This is a genomic window from Pseudoalteromonas sp. SM9913, assembly GCF_000184065.1.
GTDB classification, from domain to species: Bacteria; Pseudomonadota; Gammaproteobacteria; order Enterobacterales; family Alteromonadaceae; genus Pseudoalteromonas; species Pseudoalteromonas tetraodonis.
Map to the genome: position 1 here is coordinate 369,578 of NC_014803.1, position 24,102 is coordinate 393,679.

At 40.3% G+C, this 24,102-nt stretch carries 22 protein-coding genes; 14 read left to right on the forward strand and 8 right to left on the reverse strand.

The genetic code is table 11. From position 1 onward, the window contains the following. Position 1 precedes the first annotated feature (1 nt). From rng to PSM_RS01685, 6 genes are all read left to right on the forward strand, one after another. The gene (gene rng, locus PSM_RS01660) at positions 2–1,474 is read left to right on the forward strand and encodes a ribonuclease G (RefSeq protein WP_013463925.1); all 1,473 of its coding nucleotides are present in this window, start codon (positions 2–4) and stop codon (positions 1,472–1,474) included. Further along, the gene (locus tag PSM_RS01665) at positions 1,474–5,322 is read left to right on the forward strand and encodes a YhdP family protein (RefSeq protein ID WP_013463926.1); all 3,849 of its coding nucleotides are present in this window, start codon (positions 1,474–1,476) and stop codon (positions 5,320–5,322) included. Before rng ends, PSM_RS01665 begins: the two co-directional genes overlap by 1 nt. Continuing rightward, positions 5,319–6,158, forward strand: a complete 840-nt coding sequence (locus PSM_RS01670; RefSeq protein WP_013463927.1) for a carbon-nitrogen hydrolase family protein — start codon at positions 5,319–5,321, stop codon at positions 6,156–6,158. The genes PSM_RS01665 and PSM_RS01670 overlap by 4 nt, the downstream gene beginning before the upstream one ends. Then, complete coding sequence (gene tldD, locus PSM_RS01675; RefSeq protein WP_013463928.1) at positions 6,155–7,594, forward strand: metalloprotease TldD; 1,440 nt, start codon at positions 6,155–6,157, stop codon at positions 7,592–7,594. Before PSM_RS01670 ends, tldD begins: the two co-directional genes overlap by 4 nt. A gap of 172 nt (positions 7,595–7,766) precedes the next feature. Continuing rightward, on the forward strand, positions 7,767–8,336 hold the full coding sequence (locus tag PSM_RS01680; protein ID WP_013463929.1) for a DUF2799 domain-containing protein: 570 nt from the start codon (positions 7,767–7,769) through the stop codon (positions 8,334–8,336). A gap of 39 nt (positions 8,337–8,375) precedes the next feature. Continuing rightward, a complete protein-coding gene (locus PSM_RS01685) occupies positions 8,376–8,612 on the forward strand; it encodes a hypothetical protein (RefSeq protein WP_236613524.1) in 237 nt (78 codons plus the stop codon). A gap of 48 nt (positions 8,613–8,660) precedes the next feature. Here the strand turns inward: PSM_RS01685 and PSM_RS01690 are convergent, their stop codons facing one another. The 4 genes from PSM_RS01690 to PSM_RS01705 are packed head-to-tail and all read right to left on the reverse strand — an operon-like array spanning position 8,661 to position 12,147. Further along, positions 8,661–9,161: a DUF3299 domain-containing protein gene (locus PSM_RS01690; RefSeq protein WP_013463931.1), complete on the reverse strand. Its 501-nt coding sequence runs from the start codon at positions 9,159–9,161 to the stop codon at positions 8,661–8,663. A gap of 14 nt (positions 9,162–9,175) precedes the next feature. After that, a complete protein-coding gene (locus tag PSM_RS01695; protein WP_013463932.1) occupies positions 9,176–10,423 on the reverse strand; it encodes an ABC transporter permease in 1,248 nt (415 codons plus the stop codon). Further along, positions 10,420–11,106, reverse strand: a complete 687-nt coding sequence (locus PSM_RS01700) for an ABC transporter ATP-binding protein (RefSeq protein ID WP_013463933.1) — start codon at positions 11,104–11,106, stop codon at positions 10,420–10,422. Before PSM_RS01700 ends, PSM_RS01695 begins: the two co-directional genes overlap by 4 nt. A gap of 6 nt (positions 11,107–11,112) precedes the next feature. Then, entirely contained in the window at positions 11,113–12,147 is a 1,035-nt protein-coding gene (locus tag PSM_RS01705; RefSeq protein WP_013463934.1) for a CDP-glycerol--glycerophosphate glycerophosphotransferase, read from the reverse strand. Between the two features lie 217 nt (positions 12,148–12,364). On the opposite strand from PSM_RS01705, the gene PSM_RS01710 reads away from it, so the two are divergent. The 5 genes from PSM_RS01710 (at position 12,365) to PSM_RS01730 (ending at position 17,815) form a co-directional block, all read left to right on the forward strand. Beyond that, the gene (locus PSM_RS01710; RefSeq protein ID WP_013463935.1) at positions 12,365–13,468 is read left to right on the forward strand and encodes a phosphoribosylaminoimidazolesuccinocarboxamide synthase; all 1,104 of its coding nucleotides are present in this window, start codon (positions 12,365–12,367) and stop codon (positions 13,466–13,468) included. A gap of 137 nt (positions 13,469–13,605) precedes the next feature. Beyond that, on the forward strand, positions 13,606–14,271 hold the full coding sequence (locus tag PSM_RS01715; RefSeq protein ID WP_013463936.1) for a methylamine utilization protein: 666 nt from the start codon (positions 13,606–13,608) through the stop codon (positions 14,269–14,271). Further along, the gene (locus PSM_RS01720; RefSeq protein ID WP_013463937.1) at positions 14,261–16,576 is read left to right on the forward strand and encodes a bifunctional diguanylate cyclase/phosphodiesterase; all 2,316 of its coding nucleotides are present in this window, start codon (positions 14,261–14,263) and stop codon (positions 16,574–16,576) included. Before PSM_RS01715 ends, PSM_RS01720 begins: the two co-directional genes overlap by 11 nt. Beyond that, on the forward strand, positions 16,566–17,396 hold the full coding sequence (locus PSM_RS01725) for a DUF3034 family protein (RefSeq protein ID WP_013463938.1): 831 nt from the start codon (positions 16,566–16,568) through the stop codon (positions 17,394–17,396). Before PSM_RS01720 ends, PSM_RS01725 begins: the two co-directional genes overlap by 11 nt. Further along, complete coding sequence (locus PSM_RS01730; protein ID WP_013463939.1) at positions 17,396–17,815, forward strand: group I truncated hemoglobin; 420 nt, start codon at positions 17,396–17,398, stop codon at positions 17,813–17,815. Before PSM_RS01725 ends, PSM_RS01730 begins: the two co-directional genes overlap by 1 nt. 40 nt (positions 17,816–17,855) lie before the next feature. On the opposite strand, the gene PSM_RS01735 is transcribed toward PSM_RS01730, so the two are convergent. Beyond that, the gene (locus PSM_RS01735) at positions 17,856–18,374 is read right to left on the reverse strand and encodes a glycosyltransferase family 25 protein (RefSeq protein WP_013463940.1); all 519 of its coding nucleotides are present in this window, start codon (positions 18,372–18,374) and stop codon (positions 17,856–17,858) included. Positions 18,375–18,379: 5 nt separating this feature from the next. Further along, positions 18,380–18,598, reverse strand: coding sequence for a hypothetical protein (locus PSM_RS18695; protein ID WP_236613525.1), 219 nt, complete (start codon positions 18,596–18,598; stop codon positions 18,380–18,382). A 131-nt stretch (positions 18,599–18,729) separates the two neighbouring features. Between PSM_RS18695 and PSM_RS01740 the strand changes: the two genes are divergently transcribed. Beyond that, positions 18,730–19,560 (forward strand): sulfurtransferase, encoded by an 831-nt coding sequence (locus PSM_RS01740; RefSeq protein ID WP_013463942.1) that lies wholly within the window; start codon positions 18,730–18,732, stop codon positions 19,558–19,560. Position 19,561: 1 nt separating this feature from the next. Here PSM_RS01740 and PSM_RS01745 read toward each other — a convergent pair whose 3' ends face one another. Beyond that, positions 19,562–19,912 carry a DUF5522 domain-containing protein gene (locus PSM_RS01745; RefSeq protein WP_013463943.1) on the reverse strand — a complete coding sequence of 117 codons (351 nt, stop codon included), beginning with the start codon at positions 19,910–19,912 and terminating at the stop codon, positions 19,562–19,564. Positions 19,913–19,955: 43 nt separating this feature from the next. Here PSM_RS01745 and PSM_RS01750 point away from each other — a divergent pair, with 43 nt between their 5' ends. After that, entirely contained in the window at positions 19,956–20,282 is a 327-nt protein-coding gene (locus tag PSM_RS01750; protein WP_013463944.1) for a hypothetical protein, read from the forward strand. 135 nt (positions 20,283–20,417) lie between these two features. Here the strand turns inward: PSM_RS01750 and PSM_RS01755 are convergent, their stop codons facing one another. Beyond that, complete coding sequence (locus PSM_RS01755) at positions 20,418–21,386, reverse strand: class 1 fructose-bisphosphatase (protein ID WP_008115459.1); 969 nt, start codon at positions 21,384–21,386, stop codon at positions 20,418–20,420. Positions 21,387–21,540: 154 nt separating this feature from the next. On the opposite strand from PSM_RS01755, the gene PSM_RS01760 reads away from it, so the two are divergent. Further along, positions 21,541–23,970 carry a zinc-dependent metalloprotease gene (locus tag PSM_RS01760; RefSeq protein ID WP_013463945.1) on the forward strand — a complete coding sequence of 810 codons (2,430 nt, stop codon included), beginning with the start codon at positions 21,541–21,543 and terminating at the stop codon, positions 23,968–23,970. The last annotated feature ends 132 nt before the right edge of the window (positions 23,971–24,102 follow it).

Genomic DNA, 24,102 nt, shown 5'->3' on the forward strand with positions numbered 1-24,102 from the left:
CATGAGTACAGAACTACTGATCAATGTCACGCCAAGTGAAAGTCGCGTTGCCCTAATCGAAAACGGTGTATTACAAGAAATTCAGCTAGAACGTATTGGTAACTTAGGTATCGTGGGTAATATTTACTTAGGTAAAATAAGCCGCGTGTTACCAGGTATGCAAGCCGCTTTTGTTGATATAGGCCTAGAGAAAGCCGCCTTTTTACACGCTTCAGATATCGTTAATAGTGCCTCTATTGTTGAGGGCGTTGACGACGAGCCGATTAAAAAAGTCCAAGATATTCGTGAACTGGTTCGCCAAGGTCAGTACATTATGGTGCAAGTGGTTAAAGACCCTTTGGGTAGCAAAGGGGCACGTTTAACCACTGATATCACGATACCTTCACGGTATTTAGTGTTTATGCCTGATGCGACACATGTTGGGGTGAGTCAGCGTATCGAAACGGAAGAAGAGCGTGCAAGGCTGAAAAAAATTGTAGCCGAATACGGCGATGAAAACGGTAGTTTTATTGTCAGAACAGCTGCTGAAGGCGCAAGTGAAGCGGAGCTGAGACACGATGCAGCTTTTTTAAAAAAGCTCTGGGATAAAATTGTCTCTAGACGCAGAAAAACAAGCAAAGCCAGTATCTTGCATGAAGATCTTACACTTGCCTTTAGAACGTTACGTGATTACGTTGGTGAAGATATGGAGCGCATCCGTGTTGACTCTAAGCTTACCTACCAAGAGCTTAAGCTGTTTACTGAAGAGTTTGTGCCTTTGTTATCACAAGTGCTTGAGTATTACCCAGGTGAGCGCCCCATTTTTGATTTATTTGATGTAGAAAGTGAAATTCAAAAAGCACTGCATCGTAAAGTTACTTTAAAATCGGGTGGTTATTTGATCATAGATCAAACTGAAGCGATGACCACTGTTGATGTAAATACAGGCGCTTTTGTTGGTCACCGTAACCTTGAAGAAACTATTTTTAATACCAACGTAGAAGCAACCTCTGCTATTGCTCGTCAACTAAGGCTGCGCAATTTGGGCGGTATTATTATTATCGACTTTATTGATATGGTAAGCGATGAGCATAAACGCCGTGTAATGCACTCATTAGAATCTGCACTCGATAAAGATCGTGCCAAATCTAATATCAATGGTTTGTCGGCATTAGGCTTAGTTGAAATGACCCGCAAACGTACCCGCGAAAGCCTAGAACATGTATTGTGTGATGTATGCCCAGCATGTTCAGGGCGAGGCTCACAAAAAACAGTTGAGACAGTCTGCTATGAAATTCTTCGTGAAATAGTACGTGTTAATCGCGCTTACGATGCAGATAAGTTTGTAGTGTATGCTTCGCCTGCAGTTTGTGAAGCGCTATTAAATGATGAGTATCATAACCTCGCCGAATTAGAACTATTTATTGGAAAGCAGGTCAATATTCAAACTGAAAGTTTATACAGCCAAGAGCAGTTTGATGTGGTAATGATGTAATGAAATTTAAAGCGGCCTGTTTTTATTGTGTGCGAAAATTATGGCAAATAAGTGCTGTAATTTTAGTACTACTGGCCGTGATTGTTTCTATTTTAAAATACACCTTACCCTACGCGAACGATTATAAAGGAGATATAGAAAGCTACCTTGATGATAAGTTTGATATTAGTTTATCTATAGGTGCTATATCAGCAAGTTGGCAAGGCAGTGGTCCCGCTTTAGTACTCGAAGAATTATCATTTAAAGACAACCAAACAGCCCCTATCTCTTTAACCATAGCTAAAACCAGTTTAGAGCTAAACCTTTGGGAAAGTTTAAAGTCGCTGCAGTTTAAATCAAATTACTTTGTGATCAATGGGTTTCATACCAAGGTTAATGTCGCCAATTTATTTGCTGGTAATCAAGATGAAGTTTCATTTGAGCAAAAAGAATTAATAGAAGGACTGTTTTTAGGCGAAACCGGTCACTTTGCAATAGAAAACTCCAGCATCAGCTTTGTACTAGAAGATAACAAAGAACGTAAATTGTTATTAGAAAACATTGTATGGCAAAACCAGGATAAACAGCATCTTGGTAGTGGTAGTCTAGCGCTACCGGGTATTTCTGTGGGTAATTTTGATGCCCGTATTGCGCTCAAAGGTGAAACCTTAGAGCAAATGGTGGGCGATTTATATGTGCAGGCTAATCAGGTTGATGTGTCAAATTGGTTAGCCCAGTACATTAATACTCAAAAGCAGCAACTACATAGTGATTTAAATTTGCAAGCATGGCTTAGGCTAGAGCAAGGCTTAGTAAGTGACGTAAAAGTACAGTGGTTACCGAGTGCGGTAAATTGGCAACTCAATGAGCAAACACAAAAAGTCAGCCTAAGTGAAGGGGGATTTCATTTATACCCTGAGCAAAATAGCTGGCGGTTAAAAAGTACCGGCCTAGCGTTTAGTACCAACGAGATAACGTGGCCTAGCCTCGAATTTGAAGCTTTATTAGGCAAGCAGAATAAAATATGGCTACAACAACTCGATTTAGCCCTATTAAATGATTTAGCAGAATTAACTAATTTTACTGACTTAACCCCTTTCTTAGCTCGCCAACCCAGTGGTGAAATAAAAAACGCGTACCTAGAGTTTGCCGATGCAAAGCAATGGCAACTATGGTTTGAAGCCGATGAAATTAGCTGGCAAGAGAAAAACGCCGTACCCGCCGCTCAATCTTTAAGGGTTGATGGATTAGTTAATCAGCAATATGGGCGGATCACTATTTTTGGTGAAAACAGCCATTTAATTACAGGTGCTAGTTTTAGTAATAATATTGACTATAACCAGCTAAACATCGAATTAGATTTAGCTAAGCGCTCAGGCGATTGGCATATTAGCAGTGATAACCTGTGGCTTGATAACAATGAAGTGACCTTAAGCGCACAGATGCAATTAAGTTTAGGTAAAACGCCTCGCTTAGATTTATATGCCGAAGCATTTGCCCCCGATGCCAGTATTGCCGGTCATTATTTTCCCTTAACGTTAATGAGCCCTGAGTTAGTTAGTTATTTAAATGGCGCAATAAAATCAGGTGAAGTAACAAATGCTCAGGTGTTATTTTCTGGTCCATTATCAGGCTTTCCATTTGACGATGGTTCTGGGCAGTTTGATGTTTTAGCGCAAATAGATAATGCTACCTATCAATTCGATCCAGCTTGGCCAGCAGTCACAAATGCCAGTGTAAAGCTGCATTTTGCAAATCAGCGAATGGATATTTATAGCCAGCAAGGCCAACTGGTAAACCTTGACGTTGGCAGTAGTGTGCATGTGAGTATTGATGACTTAATGGGCGATGCGCCATTGGTGGTTAGTATTGATAAGCAAGCTGAGCTTGAAAAAATGCACGATTTTTTTGTCGCCACGCCTTTAGCAAATCCATTAGCTGATATTTTTAATGTTGTGCAAGGACAGGGGCTTGCCAGCGCAAACATTGAATTGCTAATCGGTTCACAATTTAAGGGCGGAGCGAGTGTAACTGGTAAGGTTAATTTACTCGACTCACCTCTTTATATTTCTGCTCCCGGTATTTCGCTTGAGCATTTAAAGGGTGAACTTAGCTTTAATAATCAACAAATAAACCTCACCGATGCTACGGCTACATGGCTTGGTATGCCATTAACGATTAACTACACTAGTGACGCAAACGCAGAGGATTATCGCGCTAATATAAATATAAATGCTCAGCTTGATGCACAAACACTCATAAACCATGGTCAAGGTATCTTAGATGGTTACTTAAGCGGGCAAAGTGACGTTGATATTGCTTTAGAGCTTAATTTTACCGAGCAAGGGTTTAACTATCGTGCCGAAGTTGAATCGCCACTTATTGGCTTAAATAGTTCCTTGCCAGGAGTATATACAAAAAGCAGTGAGCAAATTTGGCCTCTGAGTGCGGTTATTCAAGGTGATGATATCTCTAATCTGATCACTGCAAATATTAATGAGTTATTTTATTTCAATGCCATTCTAGACAATACTCAATCGCAGTTTACCAACGCTCATTTTATCATCGGTGAAAAAGACTTAGGGCTTAACTCACAAGATTTAGCAGTGAGTATTAATTTAGCGCAGAGTGAGTTATTACCTTGGATTGATTTAATTGATCAAATTATTAATGTGGCTAAAGCGCAGCCTGACAGTGCCTCGCCGGGCGTGATGCCGCCTTTACATGAAGTGGTTGCGAATATTAACTCTTTTAACGTGAGTGGCATGCAGTTTAATGATTTTGATATGCGTTTATCGCCCCTAAATAATAATTTGCAATTAAAGCTCAATGCCAAAGAGTTAAGAGCCGAAGTATTTATACCTAGCGGGCAATCAAGTCAGCCGATTCGAATTAATAGCGATTATTTAAGGCTTAATTTTTTAGATACAGAATCAGAGCAACCGAGCGAAAAATCAACCCCTGAACAACTTGCATGGCTTACAAAATTACCGGCTATTGAATTTGAATGTGCCGATTGTAAAGTAAGTCATTATCAGCTTGATAAGGTAAGCGCCTCATTGTTAGGCGATGGTAAAAAGCTGCTTATTTCTGAGCTAGTGGTTGATAAGGGCGACCATATATTACGGACTAAAGGGCAATGGCAGAATGGCCTAACGGCGATGAGCGGTGAACTTAAAAGTGATGATATTGGCGCCTTATTTAATGAGTTTGATATTACCACCACTATTAAAGACTCAAACGCCAATCTAAATTATCAGCTAAATTGGCAAGCGGCACCTTATGATTTAGACATTGCCAGTTTGGATGGCGAAATTAGCTGGGATTTAGGCGAAGGCCATTTAACTGAAATCAGTGATGGAGGTGCACGCGTATTCTCATTACTGAGCCTTGATTCATTAGTGCGTAAGCTAAAGCTTGATTTTAGAGATGTATTTTCTAAAGGTTTTTTTTATAACAGCATGCAAGGCACCATGCAGATAGATAAAGGCATTGCCTATACCCAAGATACTAAAATGGATGGGGTACCTGCCGATCTCTCTATAAAAGGGTATGCAAATTTAAATACTCTCGAAATTGACTACGACTTAGCCGTGGCACCACAAGTAACCTCGAGCATTCCGGTGATTGTGGCTTGGATGGTTAATCCAGTAACGGGGCTTGCAGCTTTAGCAATTGATAAAGTGATTCATTCTGCCCGAGTGATCTCAGAGATCAACTTTAAAGTAACAGGCAAAATGAACGATCCTCAGGTACAAGAGTTAGATCGTAAGAGTCGAGAGGTGACTTTACCGCAAGCAGCACAAAGTCAGCCACAAGCATCCTCAGAGTTAAAACTTAAAGATGCCGAGGTTAGCGCCACACAATGAATAAACAAGGTATAAATTCAGCTCCTAAGATTATTGCATTGCAAATGTGCTCAGGCTTAAATCCTGATGAGAATATTGCAAAATTAAAACAGGCATTGCAAAACTTACCGACAGCTCGCCCGCTGCTAGTGTGTCTACCAGAAGCGTTTTTAGTGTTTAGTAAACACGCTGGTGATACGTTGTTAGTGTCACAGCGTATTGAACAGTACAAACAGCAACTCAGTGAATTGTGCCGTAAACACAACATTTGGTTAAATGCTGGCACCATGCCAGAGCCCTATAACCAACATAAGTATTACGCTGCCTCACACTTGTTTAATAACCAAGGCGATATTGTTGCAAGCTATAACAAAATACACTTGTTTGATGTTGAGGTAGATGACCAGACCGGCAGCTACCGAGAATCCGATTTTACTCAAGCCGGCGATGAGGTTGTGGTTGTTGATTCGCCCTTTGGTAAAATTGGTTTAACAGTATGTTATGATTTGCGTTTTGCTGGTTTATTTAATGCCTTAGTTCGCAAAGGCGCCGAAATTATATTAGTACCCAGTGCGTTTACTGTTCCAACAGGTAAAGCGCATTGGCAGCCGCTACTTGCAGCACGTGCAATAGAAACGCAGTGCTATGTTATTGCTGCAGCGCAATATGGAGTGCATGAAAACAGTAGGCAAACTTATGGTCACAGCCTCATGTTATCGCTTTGGGATGAAACATTAAGTGAAAAATCAACAGGGCTTGGTTTTATTAGTTGCACCGTAGATTTAAACCAGTTACACAAAATTAGACGAGATATGCCGCTGCAATCTCACCAACGATTTAGAGAGCCATTATTATGAATTCGGTTGAACAGCATTTATTACACGACAGCCAGCTAAATCGAGAAGAACTCGAAAAAACATTAGCTTATATTCACCAGCACAAAGTTGATTATGCCGATCTTTATTTTCAATCGAGCCATCATGAGTCTTGGGTATTAGAAGACGGCTTAGTGAAAGAAGGCTCTTATAACGTTGAGCGTGGCGTGGGGGTGCGGGCTGTAAGCGGTGAAAAAACCGGTTTTTCATATTCAGACGCAATTAATCTTGAAGCGTTAAACAAAGCAGCCACCGCTGCTCGTAGTATTGCCGATGCCGGTGAAGATAAAGCGGTTAAAGTATTTAGTGACGTGGCTGCAAAGCAGCAGTTTGCGCCGCATCAACCAATTTCTAGTATGAGCGATACCGATAAAGTTAATTTGTTACGTGAGCTTGAAAATTATATTCGCGAATTAGCCCCTGATGCTGAGCAAGTTATTAGCTCAATGTCTGCGGTATACGAAGAAGTATTAATTGCAGCCAGCGATGGCACCTTTGCTACCGATATTCGCCCACTGATCCGTTTAAACTGCTCTGTATTACTTGAAAAAAATGGTCGTCGTGAACGTGGCGGTGCTGGTGGCGGTGCGCGCCTAGATTATGGTTACTTTAAAGAGCTGGTAGATGGTAAGCCGCGTTGGATGGGTTTTGCAGAAGAAGCCGTTCGTCAAGCTAAAGTAAACTTAGAAGCTATTGATGCCCCAGCGGGTACTATGGAAGTGGTATTAGGTAATGGCTGGCCAGGCGTGTTGTTGCACGAGGCCGTAGGTCATGGCCTAGAGGGAGACTTTAACCGTAAAGGCGCGTCTGCGTTTAGCGGTAAAGTAGGTCAAAAAGTTGCTTCAGAGCTATGTACTGTGGTTGATGATGGTACTATGGCCGATCGCCGTGGTTCACTTAATGTCGATGATGAAGGTACGCCTGCAGCCTATAACGTACTTATCGAAAACGGTATTTTAAAAGGCTATATGCAAGATAAAATGAACGCGCGTTTAATGGGGGTAAACCCAACAGGTAATGCTCGTCGTGAATCATACGCGCATTTACCTATGCCACGTATGACCAACACTTACATGTTAGGCGGTGAGCATAGCCAAGCTGATATTATCAGCACGGTTAAAAAAGGCGTGTTTGCTCCCAATTTTGGTGGCGGCCAAGTGGATATCACCTCGGGTAAGTTTGTATTTAGTGCCTCAGAAGCGTATTTAATTGAAAATGGTAAAATCACCCAGCCAATTAAAGGGGCTACCTTAATTGGTAATGGCCCTGAGGTTATGCAACAAATTTCTATGGTAGGTAATGATTTAGCGCTTGATAAAGGTGTAGGTGTTTGTGGTAAAGACGGTCAAAGTGTACCAGTAGGCGTAGGCCAGCCAAGCCTGAAAATAGATAACCTAACAGTGGGTGGCACGGCTTAATTTTATTACTGCCAAATACAACAAATAAAACCTTGGAAGTGCATGCTTTCAAGGTTTTTTATTCTAAATTTCAGGTTTATTAGAATAGCTTGTTACATTTTTATTATTCACTTTACCTTTATCTCGCCCTAGAATAGGTACTTAGTTGAGTTTGGCTATCTTAGGAAAAATAATGTCTAGTCGTTACTTGTTTTTACTGTTTTTCATATTGCTATCAGGATGCTCTTCTTTGTCTCAGGATGAATGTATACAGGCCAATTGGACAAATTTAGGCTTTAGTCATGGTGAGCAAGGGTATACATTTGAACATGGCAGAGAAATCATATCTGCTTGTAGTGAATTTGGCATCACTGCAAAATTAGATGATTATCAAGCTGGTTACAAACAGGGGCTCGCAGCCTTTTGTGAGCCTGAAAATGGCTTTACCCTAGGTTTACGAGGCGATGCGTATAACGGGATTTGTAATGACACACAGTTTAGAAAAGCATGGCAAGAAGGTAATGAGCGTTATCAATTTGAAGCAAGGAAAGCCGAGATAGATGATCGACTTAATAATATTAATTGGCGGCTGCAATCTATTAGTGATGAATTAACGAGTGATAAACCGTTAAGTAGCCAAAGTAAAGAGTTACGCCGAGAGCGAGAACAGTTGGAGAGAGAGCGTCGTGATTTAAGAAAAGAAAAAGCACTTCTGCCATTACTCAACAAGCTTCCATCATGGCATTTTGAGTACGAACTATAATTTATAACGTGTTCTTTTAATGTGATTAATATGAAAGTAATGTCAATTTTAATAACATTTCTGATCCTCAGTGGGTGTGCGTCAAAAGAAATGCCAGAGGGTTATGGAGATGAAGTATTTGCAGAGCATGAGTGCTTAGGTGGTGAAGTTGAAACAGACTATAGCTACACAATTTTTAGTTCTGACGAAGATGAAAGCAATAAGAGCACGGTGAAGTCGACTTGTCATCCAGTGACGCAGTCTGAACTTGAACGAGATATAAGAACGGGTGGTTGATAGAACAAAATAAAAACCCACTATAGAGTGGGCTCTGTATTTTAAGAATTAAAGCTCAAAAGGAGCGACACCGACAGCTTGCATTGTGTAACCTACTTGGGCGATTTCGCCAGACCAAGTTTGCGTTTTAATAATACCCGTTACAACAATCGCATCGTATAAGCTACCGATAGGGACACCGCCTTTAATGGTCACATGAACCAGCTGATTTGGCGGCGGCGGGGGCACATGAATACAGGCACCAAAGTAAGGGACTAATAAAAACTCGGTGATAAGTTCGCTATCGCCTTCAAGAGGTACAACAAAACCAGGTAAGCTAACAGACTGCCCATCAAGTGCTTTAACAACTGGCGCGTCTAAATCAGGTTGCACCCAGTTTTGTTCACTGCCTTCGTGATTAGCTTGTGCTTGAGTATCTATTTGTACATGGCCCTCGGGTATGAGGTCTTCCCAAAAAATTTCCTTGGGTGGATTTGCAATGCTAGCAAAGCTAATTACCACTGCGCTTAATAGCATTAAAGAGAGTGTAGTTACTTTAAACAACGTCATGATCATCCTAAAGTTTATATTTTTATACTCATACCATCACTGAGAGAATAAAAGTAAGCGCGTGTAGCGGGGATCAAGCCAATAATAAATCCCGCAGCCATAATAACGCCAATCAAAGTGAGTTCATAGTCAGAGAGCATGCTGATATTAATACTCACTCCAGCTTGGCTTTGTAAGTAACCCGCGGTCGTACCCATAAGCGCATAAAATAAAATACAGCCTACCAAGCAACCTAAAAAGGTGGTAAGCAGTGATTCCATACTGATCAGCGAAAATAATTGCCAAGGGCGGGCACCCACAGAACGCAGTATTGCCAGTTCTCTGCGGCGTTGATTAAGGTTAGCAAGTAATGTGGTTAACATACCGAGCAAGCTAATAATGACCACCACAAATGAAAATAACAGCAGTATTTTTTCTATTATTGCCAGCATTTCCCAGAGCTCTTTTAAAGTGACTGTGGGCATAATCGCTAATAGAGGCTCTTGTTTATATTGGTTAATGTTGCGCCTAATTTGTAGCGTATAAAGCGGTGAGTCGAAGCCCATTAAAAAGGCGGTAATTTGTTTTGGGTGCCCAATTAATGCATGGCTCGAGTGATCATGATGATCGTCATGATCATGATGGCCGCCACCATGGATCAGCTCAATTGCCGCCAGTGGCACATGCAAGGTTTTATCCACCGGGGTACCGGTAGGCTTTAAGATACCAACCACTTTAAAAGGGTTATCATCATGATGATGAAAGCTAGTATTGCCCATGCCATGAGAAATCACAATTTCATCACCAATTTTATAGGCCAGTTTACTTGCAACCTCACTACCTAGAACAACTTCATTGATGCTAGAAAAAGCCTGTCCTTGTTCAAATGCTAAGGGTTGTTTTTTAGCAAATCGGTAGTGCTTAAAATAATCGGGTGTGGTGCCTAAGACAGCTTGACCTTTATGGCTATCTCCAAGACTGATAGGAATGCTCCATTTAATCCCGCGCTGTTTTGTTATGTATTGATAGCTTTGCCAACTCACCCCATTGTTGGTATGGCCAATTCTAAACACCGAGGAGAGGAGTAATTGAATATCGCCAGTGCGTGCGCCAACAATTAAATCGGTACCCGAAATGGTATTACTAAAACTACTTTTAGCATCTACGCGAACTCGCTCAATACTGAGTAATAACATGACGCTAATCGCAATAGTGAGCAATGTCAGTAATACGCTGGCACGTCTATTGAGCAAACTTTTATAGGCAAGTTTAAATAAAATCATACATCACCTTGTAAATTTACTAAGTCGATTGTGCGGCTAAAGAGTGGCTTTAATGTTTCATCGTGACTGACAAAAACAAGCGTGCTGTTACTTTTTTTTGCTTGTTCAAATAGCAGCTTAATAAAGCTTTCACGATTTTGGGTATCAAGTGCTGAAGTAGGCTCATCGGCAATAATAAGTTCAGGGCTGCCTATAAATGCGCGTGCTGCAGCAACACGCTGTTGTTGCCCAATACTTAAAGTGGCAACATTTTGATTATGAAAGTGCGCCTCTAACCCCAGTGCATTGAGTAATCTGGCTGCTTCACTCTCTAAATTATCGGCTTGGCTGAGCATGTGTTGCTGACGCTTTTTCGAAAATTGGCACCCTAAACACACGTTTTCTAATGGGGTTAAATAAGGTAGTAAATTAAAGTTTTGGAAAATATAGCCAATATGATCCGCTCTAAATGCATCGCGCTGTGCGTTGGTGAGCGCACTTAGGTTTTGGTTTAAAACACAAAGTTGGCCGCTAGTGGTTACATTAATGCCTGCCAGTAGCGCTAGTAAGGTAGATTTACCACTACCGCTTGGACCATGTAAAAAAACATGTTCCCCAGCATTAATCGTAAGCTGCTTAATAGCGAGAGTCGGGGTGACTGCGCTTTTTTGCCATTTGAAAGAGACATTCTCAAGGTTGATCATAACGGCTTACCAACTCCAATAGTTAAGTCTTTTGCGCATTTTAAATTGTCTAATAAAATTAAGCGGTTTTGCTTTGAGCTTTTCATCACTATGCAACAGTTCATTGGTTGCGCAAAGTACTCGTTGGCTTGATTTACCATCTGTGTATGGGTGTAACTCTTGGCAAAAAGCTTCAATATTATCTACAAGTTCTTTTGGGTAAGTTAGTGCGTAGTCTATTGCGGCTTCAACGTTATTTTTATCCGTAATATCAAGTAAGTGTTTTTCAGGTGCTTTATTGCAAAACGTTACAACTGGTTTTCGTTGTACCAAAAACATCAGTAATATGGATGAAGTGTCGCACAGCATTACATCAGCAGATTGTAATAAAGGAATAACATTGTCTGTTTCAACAAAGGTTAGATTGTCATTACTTAACGCTTTGTATTTATCAACCCACTCTTGTGCCATTTTAGGATGAAACTGAACTAAGAGTCGCCATTTACCGCTTTCACTAAAGTGTTTTATTTGTTCATAAAGTTTAGGTGCAAGAGATAAGCGTTTTGAGAATGTAGAGCAGATCAATACTGTTGGGCGAGAGTCTGTTTCATCAATGTGGCTAGGCTTTGAGTTACCGTTAAAAAATTGATCTAGGGGAGGCCAACCTGTTTCTACTACCTTAAAATAACCCAATTTTTTTTGTAACGCCGTAAATGGAGCCGTTGTATTTGGGCCTTGTGTACAATATAAATCAAAGCAGCCCCGCACTTTAAAGTGATCGTTTTGGCCTTTTTTATTTAGCTTTCCAGCATCAAAGCCGTGAAAAACAGCCACTTTCTTTCCGGGAAAAAATGTAGGGATAGAGTTCGCTGGTGCAAAGGTTGCGTCAGGCGCCCATTGATTTATTTCATGAATAGAATTTAGTGTTTTTTCATCACTTTTTAGAAAGTCAGGATTAACATTATCACCTTCTAAAAACCATTTAACTTCCCCTCCTTGAGCTAATATTTCTGCTTGCAAAGGCCTTAAAATAGCATAGGAATAATTTTGAGAAATATACATTAAATATTTCTTATTCTTAGTGGCAGTTAAATAGTTCAAGCTAGCTCCTTAAGGCAAGTAATCATGCAAGTTTACCCCAATGCGCCAGCTAGATAAATATACTGAGATGATTTGTTTTTAGCCTAAGATTGAGCTTTGTGGTTGGCTAGATTATTATAGGGCGCCTAACCCCAATTCCATACTTTGCTCTTTGAGCATGCCAAACCCCGGAGATAGCATGACTAGCTATAAAGTTTTAGACGTAAACGATGACTTACCCATTCGTACCAAAGGTAAAGTACACAGTGGCAAAGTGCGTTCAGTTTATTGGTTAACCGATGCAGATAGTAAACGCTTAATAAATGAAAAAGGCTATAACGTACCTGCCGATACTGAACTGGCCATCATGGTTATTTCAGACAGAATTTCTGCTTTTGATTGCATATGGCAAGGTGAAAATGGCCTAAATGGCGTACCTGGTAAAGGGATTGCGTTAAACTCAGTGGCTGCTCATTGGTTTAACATGTTTAATGAAGCCGGTTTGGCGGGTAATCACATTGTTGATATACCTCATCCATACGTATGGATTGTTCGTAAAGCCAGTACAGTTAAAGTTGAAGCGATTGCTCGTCAATATATTACCGGCAGTATGTGGCGCGACTACGCCAAAGGCGAAAGACACTTTTGTGGTTTGCAACTTCCAGAGGGCTTAAAAGCGAATCAAAAGCTTGAGCAAGTACTCATAACTCCCTCTACTAAGGGTATTATAGAAGGGGTTGCTGATATTCCTGCCGTTGATGATGTAAACATCACTCGTGAAAATATTACAAACAACTTAGACGTATTTAACTTTAAATCGGCAGAAGATGTCACAAAATACGAAAAATTATTAGTAGAAGGGTTTGAACTTATCAGTAATGAGTTGGCTAAACTTGGACAAATTTTCGTTGATACCAAATTTGAATTTGGCTACGTAGAAGATGTAAGTGGTGCGCAGCAACTTATTTATATTGATGAAGTAGGGACACCCGATTCATCGCGTATTTGGGATGAAGCATCTTATAGAGATGGCAAGATTGTTGAAAACTCAAAAGAAGGTTTCCGTCAGCTGTTAATTAATAACGTACCAGAGAGTGATGTGTTATTAAATAAAGACCGTATGGCTGAGCGTGAGCAGTTAGCAAAAGATTATATTTTACCTGAGTCAGTAATGCTTGAAGTGTCTGACACTTATGTGGGCATCGCGAGCAAAATTATTGGTAAAGAGATTATTATACCTAATGATCCGCGCCAAGAAGTGATTGCTATTTTAGATGCTGATTACGGTTTAATCGTTAAATAACGTAGTAAGTAGATAGATATAGCAAAGCTCATTTTAACTAATGAAAAAGTATTTATTTTAAGTAACTGAGCTATAATTCTTGCAATTAGTGCTCGTCTCTAATTAACTTAACCTATGGTGAATTTTTGGGTGTGGTTATGTTAGAGCGAGCATGGCAAGTTATTGCAAAACGTCGTTATTTATTAGTACTGGGTGTATTGTTTAGTGTATCGGCTTTTGGTAATACCATTAATTTGGTTATTAAAGATCAGCATGACCAAGTATTGCCTAATGCTGTCGTAGAAATAAATCATTTACCTTCTTCAAAAACTTCGGGCAATTTACCCACAGCGGTAATGGATCAAGTTGATAAACAGTTTTCTCCAGAGTTGCTTATTGTGCACCAAGGTCAGTACGTCGACTTTCCAAATAGCGATAATATTCGCCACCATGTTTATTCTTTTTCAAAAGCTAAACCTTTTCAATTAAAGCTCTATTCTGGCCAGCCAGAAGAACCTATTAAGTTTGATAATCAAGGTGTTGTTGTTCTAGGCTGCAATATTCATGACTCCATGGTGGGCTATATATATGTCGCTAACAGTAGTCATGTGTATACCAGTAACGAGCAAGGCCAGATAAAGCTGCAAGTAGACACTTTTCCTGTGCAAGCCAGTGTTTGGCATTCACTGCAAACAGCTCCCTTGGATAATAAAAAACAGTTTAATATAGAATCAACCAGCCCGTTATCAATAACTATAAATACATCTACCCCTGCACCACGTAATACCTTTGGCAGTCAATTTAGGGAAGGCAATGGCCAATAATTTACGCAGTCGCATTACAACGCTTTGCGTTGGCTTGGTATTACTCACTACCTTGGTTAGTTTACTGAGCTTTTGGTGGTCTACCAGTAAATTTCAGGCAGAAAAAGTGCAACAAAATATAACGGTTGCGCAAAGCGTTTATAAACAATATTTAAAATCAAAAGAGAGCTTATTATTAACAGCCGCAAAGGTGTTAACCGCTGATTTTGGTTTTAAGCAAGCGGTTGCAACTCGTGATGCCGCCACTATTAGCAGTGTGTTATACAACCACAGTCAACGGATCAATGCGGATCTTATGCTGTTGCTCGATTTATCAGGGCGGTTAGTATCAGCTAATGTTAATGCACAAAATTTTGCCGATAACCTACAGCCTTTAATGGATGAGTTATTAAATAATTCTGAGCAATCGAGCTTTGTGGTGTTAAATAACCAGCTGTACCAAGTGATTTTATTGCCCGTTAAAACTCCCAGAACCATAGCTTACAGTTTGGTCGGATTTAAAATAACATCTGCAGTGGCTACTGAGCTAAAAAGCTTGACCGGAATGGAGGTTAGTTTTGTTGCGCAATTAGATGACTTTGCAACAAGCTCGCTAGTATCCCAACCAGATAACTTTCAACCAATAGCGTACTTTACCAATAAAACTACGGCTCGTTTTTTTGCCGAATATTTGGCCTATGAAAACGAACAAATAGCTTTACCCTCTTTACAATCGCACCCGATAACCTTACTGCTTAGCGCAGATTTAAGCTCGAGTTATCGCGATATTGAGCAATTATTATTAACGCTGATCACACTCGCTGTTTTAACAATGTTATTTGGTGTGATCACCAGTAGTTTGTTAGCAAATAATTTAACGACAGGACTTTCACAGTTAGCGGTTATTGCCAGACAGTTTGCAAAAGGCGACTACCGCTTTAAATTTGAAGGTAAAAAGCAAAGCAGTGAAATAGAAACGCTCGTGAATGCTTTTAATAACATGGGTAATGATATTAATAAGCGTGAGCAGCAAATAAGTTTTCAAGCACATCACGATACTTTAACAGGATTTTATAACCGTTCTGCTATGTTAGATTTATTAGCTAAGCGGCTCACTAATGATGCGCGGTACACGCTTGTTGCTATTGATATAAAAGGCTTAAGGCATATAAACGATAAGCTTGGTCCACAAGTAGGGGATGGATGTTTAATTGCAGTGGCAAACCGTATTCGTCAATTTTCTGATGAGCTAGGTGGTTTTCATGCTCGAATTGGTGGCGATGAATTCTTAACGGTTTACCCTTGTGCAGAGATTGAGCAGGTAAAATGTGCAGTGGCTGATTTACTCAAGCAATTACAGCTAGCTTACAAGGTTAAAAATTTAAAAATAAGCTTACGTTTTAATGCCGGTATTGTGCAATACCCAGAGCAAGGGACTAAAGCAGACGATTTAATGCGACGTGTACTCATTGCTGTAGATGCAGCTACAACGAGTCAGCAAAGCTTACATTATTATCAAGACGGTGAAGATGAGGCGCATTTAGACCGTTTAATTATGCTTGATGAACTCAAACAAGCAATTGATGATGATAATGGACAATTATTTATGACCTATCAGCCTAAATTGAATATTAAAAGTCAGAAAATTGATAAGGTAGAGTCTCTTATTCGTTGGCAACGAAAAGATGGTGGCTGGGTCTCGCCTGAGGTCTTTATTGATTTAGCCGAGCAGTCAGGGTTAATAGTAGAGCTGACCGCTTGGGTTGTCGAGACTGTGATTGCACAAATAGCCGATTGGTCAAAAAAGGATATTCATTTACAAGCCGCTATTAATGTTTCTGCCCAAGATATTGCTCATTCAGGTTTTCACGCTTCGTTGGTAGCCACCTTAAATAAATACCAAGTAAACCCAAGCTCTGTCACTATTGAACTGACGGAGCGCGATATGATTGAAAATGAAGCCCAAGGTATTAAAGCGTTAGAAGATTTAAAAACTATTGGCGTTAAAATTTCATTGGACGATTATGGCGTAGGGCAAACATCACTAGGACGGTTAAAAATGTTACCTATTGATGAGCTTAAGTTAGATAAATGCTTTATTTTAACTCTGCACGAATCACAAAAAGATCAATACATAGTGCGCTCTTCAATCACACTGGGTCACCAATTGGGGTTTTCTGTTGTGGCTGAAGGGGTAGAAACCGCTGAGTCTTTATCAATGCTTCACGAAATGCAATGCGATCATGCGCAAGGTTACTATTTAAGTCGCCCTTTAAAAGCGCAGCAATTAGAACAATGGTTAGAGGAATATCAGCGTGTACATTAAGTTATTATTCGCCTTGGTACTCTCATTTTGTAGTGCGTTAAGTATGGCTGCTACGGGGAAATTATTAGCAACACCTGGGGTGTCTCAAATTGAAGGCAGTGCAGGGGGCGGATTAGTTCCTTGGGCACAATTAGCAGGGTATGCCAGTGAAAACGAATGGGCTGTTAATGGTTTTTGTAGTCGTGCTGATGTTACTGACTATCGTCTTGATGCCTGCGGCATGCAACTAAACCTATTCAATCGTGTTGAGCTCAGTTATGCAGTGCAGCAGTTTGATGTGCCTGCACTCAATACCGAAATAGAGCAGTCAATTTCTGGGGCTAAAATTCGTTTATATGGTGATGTAGTTTATAGTCAGTGGCCACAGCTAAGTGTGGGCGTACAGCATAAATCACTAGAGGATGGCACAGTAGCAAAGTTAGTTGGCGCAAAAAATACCAGTGGTACAGATGTGTACCTAGCCGCCAGTAAATTACATTTGGGCGCACTTGCTGGGTACAACTGGTTTTGGAATGTGACTACTCGCTACAGTAAAGCCAATCAGCTAGGACTGTTAGGATATGGCGGGGCTAATGAGGGCAGCCATATTTTAGTAGAAGCAAGTAGTGCAGTTTTTGTAAGTCGTGAACTTGCCATTGGTGTTGAATATCGACAAAAAGCCAACAACTTGGGGTTAGGCGAACAAGATTGGCGTGATTTATTTATAGCGTGGATACCAAATAAGCATATGAGTGTGACTGCGGCCTATTTAGATTTAGGGCAGATTGCTGGTGTTGATAATCAAACTGGCTGGTATTTATCGGTTACGGGGTATTGGTAATGAAACTGAGTGTATTTATTTTTTGTTGTTTAAACTTACTTGCAGGGTGTACAACCCAACCCAACACCTCTTTGTATCACCAGCTTGGCGAACAAGCTGGGCTTGAGAAACTAACTGATAGTTTTATTACACAAATAGGTAATGACAAACAAGTGTTTCATTACTTTGAGCACAGTAATATCAGTCATTTTCGACAAGGGTTTATTAGCCATTTATGTTCGCTGGTGGAGGGCCCTTGTGAATATAAAGGTGACTCTATGGTTGCTATTCATACTGGCATGAATATAAACGAAAAAGACTTCAATCACGTTGTCGATTTATTAATAAATGCAATGAACGAGCAAAATATCCCACATACAGTGCAAAATAAAATTTTAGCTAAAATGGCGCCATTGCGTGGCGAAATTATTAAGATTTAATTTTATAATCAAATGCATACATTTAAAAATATGCTTGGTATTACTCACTTGTAATTTTGGCAAGATCCGCAGTTTTATATCGTCTTTGCATATGAATACTCGATCTATGAATTAAATTTCTGATAAATGTACTGCGGTTTGAGTGCGAACCTGCATTAGCGCTTGTTATTTCACTAATAAAGCTTCGATCTTCGGCAATCGGGTAGGGTTTTATGCCAATCATACTTAGCCCTACTTCTGTGTGAAATTGCATATCGACATCTACGGGTCTAAAAAATGGTTTTCTTTGCAGTAGTTTTTTAGCCCCACTTAATGAAATGATGTAGCCTTGAGTGCCATTTGGTGCTTTTTTATAATTACCGACTGTTAGATTATTTTCTAATGGGGCACTGTCAATAAATGGAAAATTTCTGTTGTCAGATAATTTTATTAAATCCCAGTTTTTCAATTTAATTGCCGCATCAACAACATCTTTAAGCGAAGCCTCAATGAAAAGGTCATCCTCTAATACAACACAAAAAGGCATGTTTTCATTAACCATTTTTTGCCAAAGGCGCATATGACTTACATAGCAACCAATTTCACCTGCAGATAGATTGCGATTGTAACGTTTTTATTTTTTTTCGGGCAATACCACTTGAGGGTTTCTTCTTCACTAAGGTTTTTGCCAATGGTCGCTTCAAAACGTTCAGCATTTAAGTGTAGACTGGTAAGTCGCTTCAGGGTTGTTTCCCAACGGTCTTCGCAGCCTTGCATATTGATAATGTAAAAAGGGATTGGCATAATTTTATTTTATTTAGAAACCTCAAAGCAGCTATTTTAGCATTATTATAATTTGTAACCAGTCTAAATTCTGTTTATAAACAGGCTGTAATAATATATAGCTATTTCATTTCCTCAAATTTGGAAAGACGATGAAAAACATGGTCAGTGCACAATGGTTACATGCTCGCTTAGAGCAAGCTAACCTGGTTATTTTTGATGCGGGTATGTTACGTCCCTCAGCTGCGGGGGAGTACTCACCCGTTGCCATGCTTCCTAAAGCACAACGGTTTGATATCAAAAAAGAACTCGCAGATACCTCAAACCCATTGCCTAATACCTTGTGTAGTGCAGAACAATTTACTCAAGTGATGCAAAAAGCGGGAGTGAATCACGATTCACTTGTGGTGATTTATGAAGATGCAGGGTTATTCAGTGCAGCTAGAGCTTGGTGGATGTTTAAAGCTATGGGGTTTGATAACGTAAAAGTCCTCAGTGGCGGTTTAGCCAAGTGGGTTGAACTCGGGCTTCCGATTGAATCAAACTATACACAAGCATCATTAAAAGGCGATTTTATCGCTCAATACCGGCCTGATTACTTTATTGACAAAAAACAGGTGCTAAGTGCTACTGAGGATGCCAATACAGTTATTTTAGATGCACGCGCTTATGAGCGCTTTACCGGCAAAAGTAGTGAGCCAAGAGCCGGAATGCGCAGCGGCCATATTATTAATAGCTATTCGCTACCTTTAACTAGTCTATTAGAAAATGGCGAGGCAAAATCACTCGACTTTATAAAGGCAAAGTTTAATGAATTAGTTGGTAATGCAACCCACTTACAATTTAGCTGTGGCTCTGGCGTTACTGCCTGTGCGCTTGCGCTGTTTGCCGATGAATGCGGCTATAGTAATTTAAGTGTGTACGATGGCTCGTGGAGTGAATGGGGCGCTGATAACTCACTGCCTATTGCTGTGGGTGGCTAATTTAACTATAAGGGCAATTTTTACAACCATTTTTGCAGCAAGTACCACGCTTTAAAAAATACCACTTACTAAACACCATGTAATTGTTCTGCATGGTGTAATCTAACCCTTCAATTAAATTATCATTACTTCTAAATTGTTTAGCGAAAGCTATTTGGGTTTTAATTGGCTGGGTATATATAGTTTCTAAATAGTAATTAATTTTAGCAAGAGTACATGATCGGCATAAGCAGCTGGTTGCTGTATCATCGAGTGGTAAAATAGCGGGTAACTGATAACACCAACATGTGGTTATATCATTAACATTACAGTTAAGCGTTGTATTACATTGGCTGCAGTTTATCTGGGTCATTTTAGGTCTTATTAACAGTAGAGCAGCAAGAATAACAAACATTATGAATATACAAAAAGCATTGGCTGAATTTATTACTTTTGGTGAGCATAGAGACGAAGCAATCTCAGTAATAGTGTCAAGCTCTGCGCACAATGCTAAGCCACTTTATAAGTTAACGACACCCGTATTGATTGATGTGCTTAAGCGCTGTGTAAGTAATGAAATAGATCTCGATGATCTCGCGCTTTGGGCCAACGTCATTGAATCAAGAGCAGATATAGATAGCGCTGAGCATGAAGGGGTTATTTATGCGCTGAGTAATAGCGAGCAAATGGGCGAGTTTAGCCACAAAAAGCTTGAACAATTATTAGCATTATTAAAGGACTAGATTTAGGCTAACTCAACTCTTTTAGATGCGAGCTTACTGCGGTTTTATGTAACGGATAAATAATACTAAGCCGCATTTAAGTTAAATCCGGCTTAGTATTTTCTGACAACTGACAACTGACAACTGACAACTTGTTTACTTATGATAGCTCAAGCAAGTTTCTACTTCGTCTTTAGAGCCTAAAATAACCGCAACACGCTGATGGATGGCATCAGGCTGAATATCCATAATACGCTCAGTGCCTGTTGAAGCAATACCACCTGCTTGCTCTACTAGCATTGCCATTGGGTTTGCTTCATAAAGTAAACGCAGTTTATTAGGCTTATTAGGATCTTTAGTATCAGTTGGGTAAGTAAATAAGCCACCACGGCTAAGTACACGGTGTACATCGCCAACCATTGCAGCAATCCAACGCATATTGAAGTTTTGAGCACGAGGGCCTGTATCTCCGGCAAGTAAATCATTAATGTAGTTTTGCATCGCCGGTTCCCAGTGGCGCTGGTTTGAGGCATTAATTGCAAACTCATTGGTTTTAGCAGGAATAGCGGCAAAATCTTGGGTAAGTAAAAAGCTACCTTGGGTTTTATCTAAGGTAAACATGCGTGTACCTTTACCCGTTGTTAGCGCAAGCATAGTTGATGGGCCATACAGTACGTAACCTGCAGCTACTTGTTGATGCCCAGGTTGCATAAAAATCTTTTCATCAGCAGCATCTGAGCCCACCGGCGCTTTCATAATAGAAAATATAGTGCCTACTAGCGAGTTAATATCGGTGTTTGACGAGCCATCAAGTGGGTCAAATGCAACAATGTACTCAGCATCTGGGTTACCGGCAACGGTATAATCTTCTTCTTCAGAGGCGATTGCTTTAACTGTGCCTGACTCCAGCAATATATCTTTTAATAACTGATTAGACAGTACATCGAGTTTCTTTTGTGTTTCGCCTTGAATGTTTTCATCGAGGGTTGAGCCTAATACGCCCGATAATTCACCTTGACCGACGCGAAATGAAATTTCTTTACATGCCGCTAAAATAGTACGAATTAACGACAAAAGTTCTCTTGAACAGCCATCTTCTAGTAATACTGGTGGGAGTCTACGCATTCTTTTTTCCTGATAACGTGTTAAAACTAATCATAATGTGAGAGAGATTAGTTTAGAGCGCTGAAATTCGTCTTAAATAACTGTATTGTATAAATAACCCCCTATAATGGGATACCTACATCGCATTTAAAACGCTAATAACAAAGATAAGATTATGCAAAAAATATCACGATTAAGTTACATACTCTTTACTGTGCTGCTCTGTATGATAACCCAAGCGCACGCAGCAATTAAGTCTATTGACGAATTTACTGAAAAAATGAACCATTTCCCGGGTTATTTTTCTTTCTTTTACGATACGCAAAACGGCAATGTGTATTTAAAGGTTGATAAACTTGAACAACAATTTTTATTACAACACAGCTTACCTTATGGAGTAGGGTCTAACGATATTGGTTTAGATAGAGGCCAATTAGGCGGTACTTATTTGGTACAGTTTGAGCGCTTTGGCAATAAGGTTATGTTGCGCGCTGTAAATACTTACTACCGTGCAAACACAAGTAATCTAGCAGAGCAGCAAAGCGTTAAAGAAGCGTTTGCATCCAGTATTTTGGCGGGTTTTAAAGTTGTCGCGCAAGATGATAATGCTGCATTAATTGATTACACCCCCTATTTACTAAGCGATGTACATGGCGTAAGCCGTACTTTAGCTGCGCGCAAGCAAGGGCAGTTTAGCCTTGATGAGTCACGCAGTGCGGTATTTATGAATCGCTCAAAAGCATTTGTAAAAAATACTGAACTTGAAGCCATTCTCACCTTTAAAGGGTCTAAACCAGGTGAATATGTGCGCCAAGTGAGTGCTGATCCATACGCGCTAACCGTGCATATGCACCATTCATTAATCAAATTGCCTGATGACAATTACACGCCACGTAAATTCAGCCCGCAATCGGGTTATTGGAGTGTGGAGCATAAAAATTATGCAGCAGGGCTCGATGAGTCTATGTATGTGCGTTACATTCCACGCCATCGGTTAATAAAAAAAGATCCGAGTCTGGCTGTAAGTGAACCGGTCGAACCCATTGTGTATTACTTAGACCCTGGCGTACCTGAACCAGTAAAAACGGCTTTATTAGAAGGCGGGCAATGGTGGAATGATGCCTTTAATGCAGCAGGATATAAAAATGCATTTGAAGTTAAAGTGCTACCAGATAATGCTGATCCTATGGATGTGCGCTACAACGTTATTCAATGGGTGCATCGCGCAACTCGTGGTTGGTCTTATGGCAGTTCAATTATAGACCCACGTACAGGCGAAATTATTAAAGGCCATGTCACACTAGGATCGCTACGAGTACGCCAAGATATTTTAATTGCTGAATCACTGGCAGCGCCTTATTTAAAAGGCAATGAAGTGGCAAGCACTTTACATGCAATGGCACTTGATCGTATTCGTCAACTCAGTGCTCACGAAATTGGTCATACACTGGGTATTGCGCACAACTTTGCTGCGTCAGTAAATAATCGAGCTTCGGTGATGGATTATCCACATCCGTTATTGAGCTTTGCAGATAATGGTCAGTTAGACGTATCTCAAGGTTATGCTAAAGGTATGGGCGCATGGGATACCCAAGTGGTCAAATATGGCTACAGTGATTTTACCGGACAAGATGAAAGCGCAGCACTCGCTGCTATTTTACAGCAAAATAAAGCGCAAGGTTTGGCGTTTATTTCTGACAGTGATGCCCGTGCCAAAGGTGGGGCGCACCCTACAGCGCACCTTTGGGATAACGGCAGTAATCCAAGTGAAGAATTACTTAGAGTGCTTGATGTACGAAAGCAGGCGCTTGGGCAGTTTGGTATTAATAATATAAAAACTGGGGTTGCGCTATCGCAATTGGAAGAAAAGCTAGTACCACTTTATTTGTTCCACCGTTATCAAGTTGAAGCGGTTGCTAAGCTTATCGCGGGCGTTGATTATGACTATGAGATACGCAGTGATGCACCCGTTAAAGGCGCCCAAGTTGTAACTAAAGAGGCTCAACAACAAGCGGTTAATGCCATTTTAGTGACCCTAAAAGCAAGCAACTTAACGCTTCCAGAGTCGATACTTTCCTTAATCGTACCTAAAGCGTATGGCGAGTCTAAATCACGAGAAAGTATAGTGGGGCGTACCGGCTTAACTATGGATGCACTTGCATTACCTGAAGTCGCTGCGCAGCATAGCTTATCGCTATTACTTAATGCTCAACGATTAAATCGTTTAGCACAGCAACAAGCACGTGATAACCGCTTTTATGGCTTAGATGAGCTGCTTAAACAATTATATAAGCAGGTGTTTAATGTATCAGCGCCTGCCACTATGACAGGAAAAGTAACGCAACGAGTACAGTACTTAACGGCAAAAACTATGGCTGATCTTGTCGCTAGCCAAACACTAAGTCCAGAGGTGCAAGCGCAACTGCATTTTTACCTAAATAAACTAGCGGATGAGTTTAATCAACACTCTTTACTGAGCCATCCTGAAGTAGGTGACAGCGCATTTAAAGACTATTTAGCGGCGCAAATTAATCAGTTTTTAACAACAGGCCAGTGGCCTGATAACTTTAAAGCGTTACCCATACCACCAGGCTCACCTATTTAATAGTACAAGCCAGAGGATAAAGGCGCTGTATAAACGTTACGTTTCATGGTGCCTTGTTTTTAGGGTGTTACTTTTGCTTGCATAAAGTTGGTTTTTTGTTAATCTAGCCACCCCCTATTTTAGTCTTTTTGA

Coding starts and splice junctions, on each gene's coding strand:
- PSM_RS01670 (WP_013463927.1), top strand. CDS start 5,319: ATGAATAAACAAGGTATAAATTCAGCTCCTAAGATTATTGCATTGCAA.
- PSM_RS01680 (WP_013463929.1), top strand. CDS start 7,767: ATGTCTAGTCGTTACTTGTTTTTACTGTTTTTCATATTGCTATCAGGA.
- PSM_RS18695 (WP_236613525.1), bottom strand. CDS start 18,598: ATGCCAATCCCTTTTTACATTATCAATATGCAAGGCTGCGAAGACCGT.
- PSM_RS01695 (WP_013463932.1), bottom strand. CDS start 10,423: ATGATTTTATTTAAACTTGCCTATAAAAGTTTGCTCAATAGACGTGCC.
- PSM_RS01760 (WP_013463945.1), top strand. CDS start 21,541: ATGCAAAAAATATCACGATTAAGTTACATACTCTTTACTGTGCTGCTC.
- PSM_RS01735 (WP_013463940.1), bottom strand. CDS start 18,374: ATGCGCCTTTGGCAAAAAATGGTTAATGAAAACATGCCTTTTTGTGTT.
- rng (WP_013463925.1), top strand. CDS start 2: ATGAGTACAGAACTACTGATCAATGTCACGCCAAGTGAAAGTCGCGTT.
- PSM_RS01720 (WP_013463937.1), top strand. CDS start 14,261: ATGGCCAATAATTTACGCAGTCGCATTACAACGCTTTGCGTTGGCTTG.
- PSM_RS01705 (WP_013463934.1), bottom strand. CDS start 12,147: ATGTATATTTCTCAAAATTATTCCTATGCTATTTTAAGGCCTTTGCAA.
- PSM_RS01715 (WP_013463936.1), top strand. CDS start 13,606: ATGTTAGAGCGAGCATGGCAAGTTATTGCAAAACGTCGTTATTTATTA.
- PSM_RS01685 (WP_236613524.1), top strand. CDS start 8,376: ATGTCAATTTTAATAACATTTCTGATCCTCAGTGGGTGTGCGTCAAAA.
- PSM_RS01710 (WP_013463935.1), top strand. CDS start 12,365: ATGACTAGCTATAAAGTTTTAGACGTAAACGATGACTTACCCATTCGT.
- PSM_RS01700 (WP_013463933.1), bottom strand. CDS start 11,106: ATGATCAACCTTGAGAATGTCTCTTTCAAATGGCAAAAAAGCGCAGTC.
- PSM_RS01750 (WP_013463944.1), top strand. CDS start 19,956: ATGAATATACAAAAAGCATTGGCTGAATTTATTACTTTTGGTGAGCAT.
- tldD (WP_013463928.1), top strand. CDS start 6,155: ATGAATTCGGTTGAACAGCATTTATTACACGACAGCCAGCTAAATCGA.
- PSM_RS01730 (WP_013463939.1), top strand. CDS start 17,396: ATGAAACTGAGTGTATTTATTTTTTGTTGTTTAAACTTACTTGCAGGG.
- PSM_RS01755 (WP_008115459.1), bottom strand. CDS start 21,386: ATGCGTAGACTCCCACCAGTATTACTAGAAGATGGCTGTTCAAGAGAA.
- PSM_RS01690 (WP_013463931.1), bottom strand. CDS start 9,161: ATGACGTTGTTTAAAGTAACTACACTCTCTTTAATGCTATTAAGCGCA.
- PSM_RS01745 (WP_013463943.1), bottom strand. CDS start 19,912: ATGACCCAGATAAACTGCAGCCAATGTAATACAACGCTTAACTGTAAT.
- PSM_RS01740 (WP_013463942.1), top strand. CDS start 18,730: ATGAAAAACATGGTCAGTGCACAATGGTTACATGCTCGCTTAGAGCAA.
- PSM_RS01665 (WP_013463926.1), top strand. CDS start 1,474: ATGAAATTTAAAGCGGCCTGTTTTTATTGTGTGCGAAAATTATGGCAA.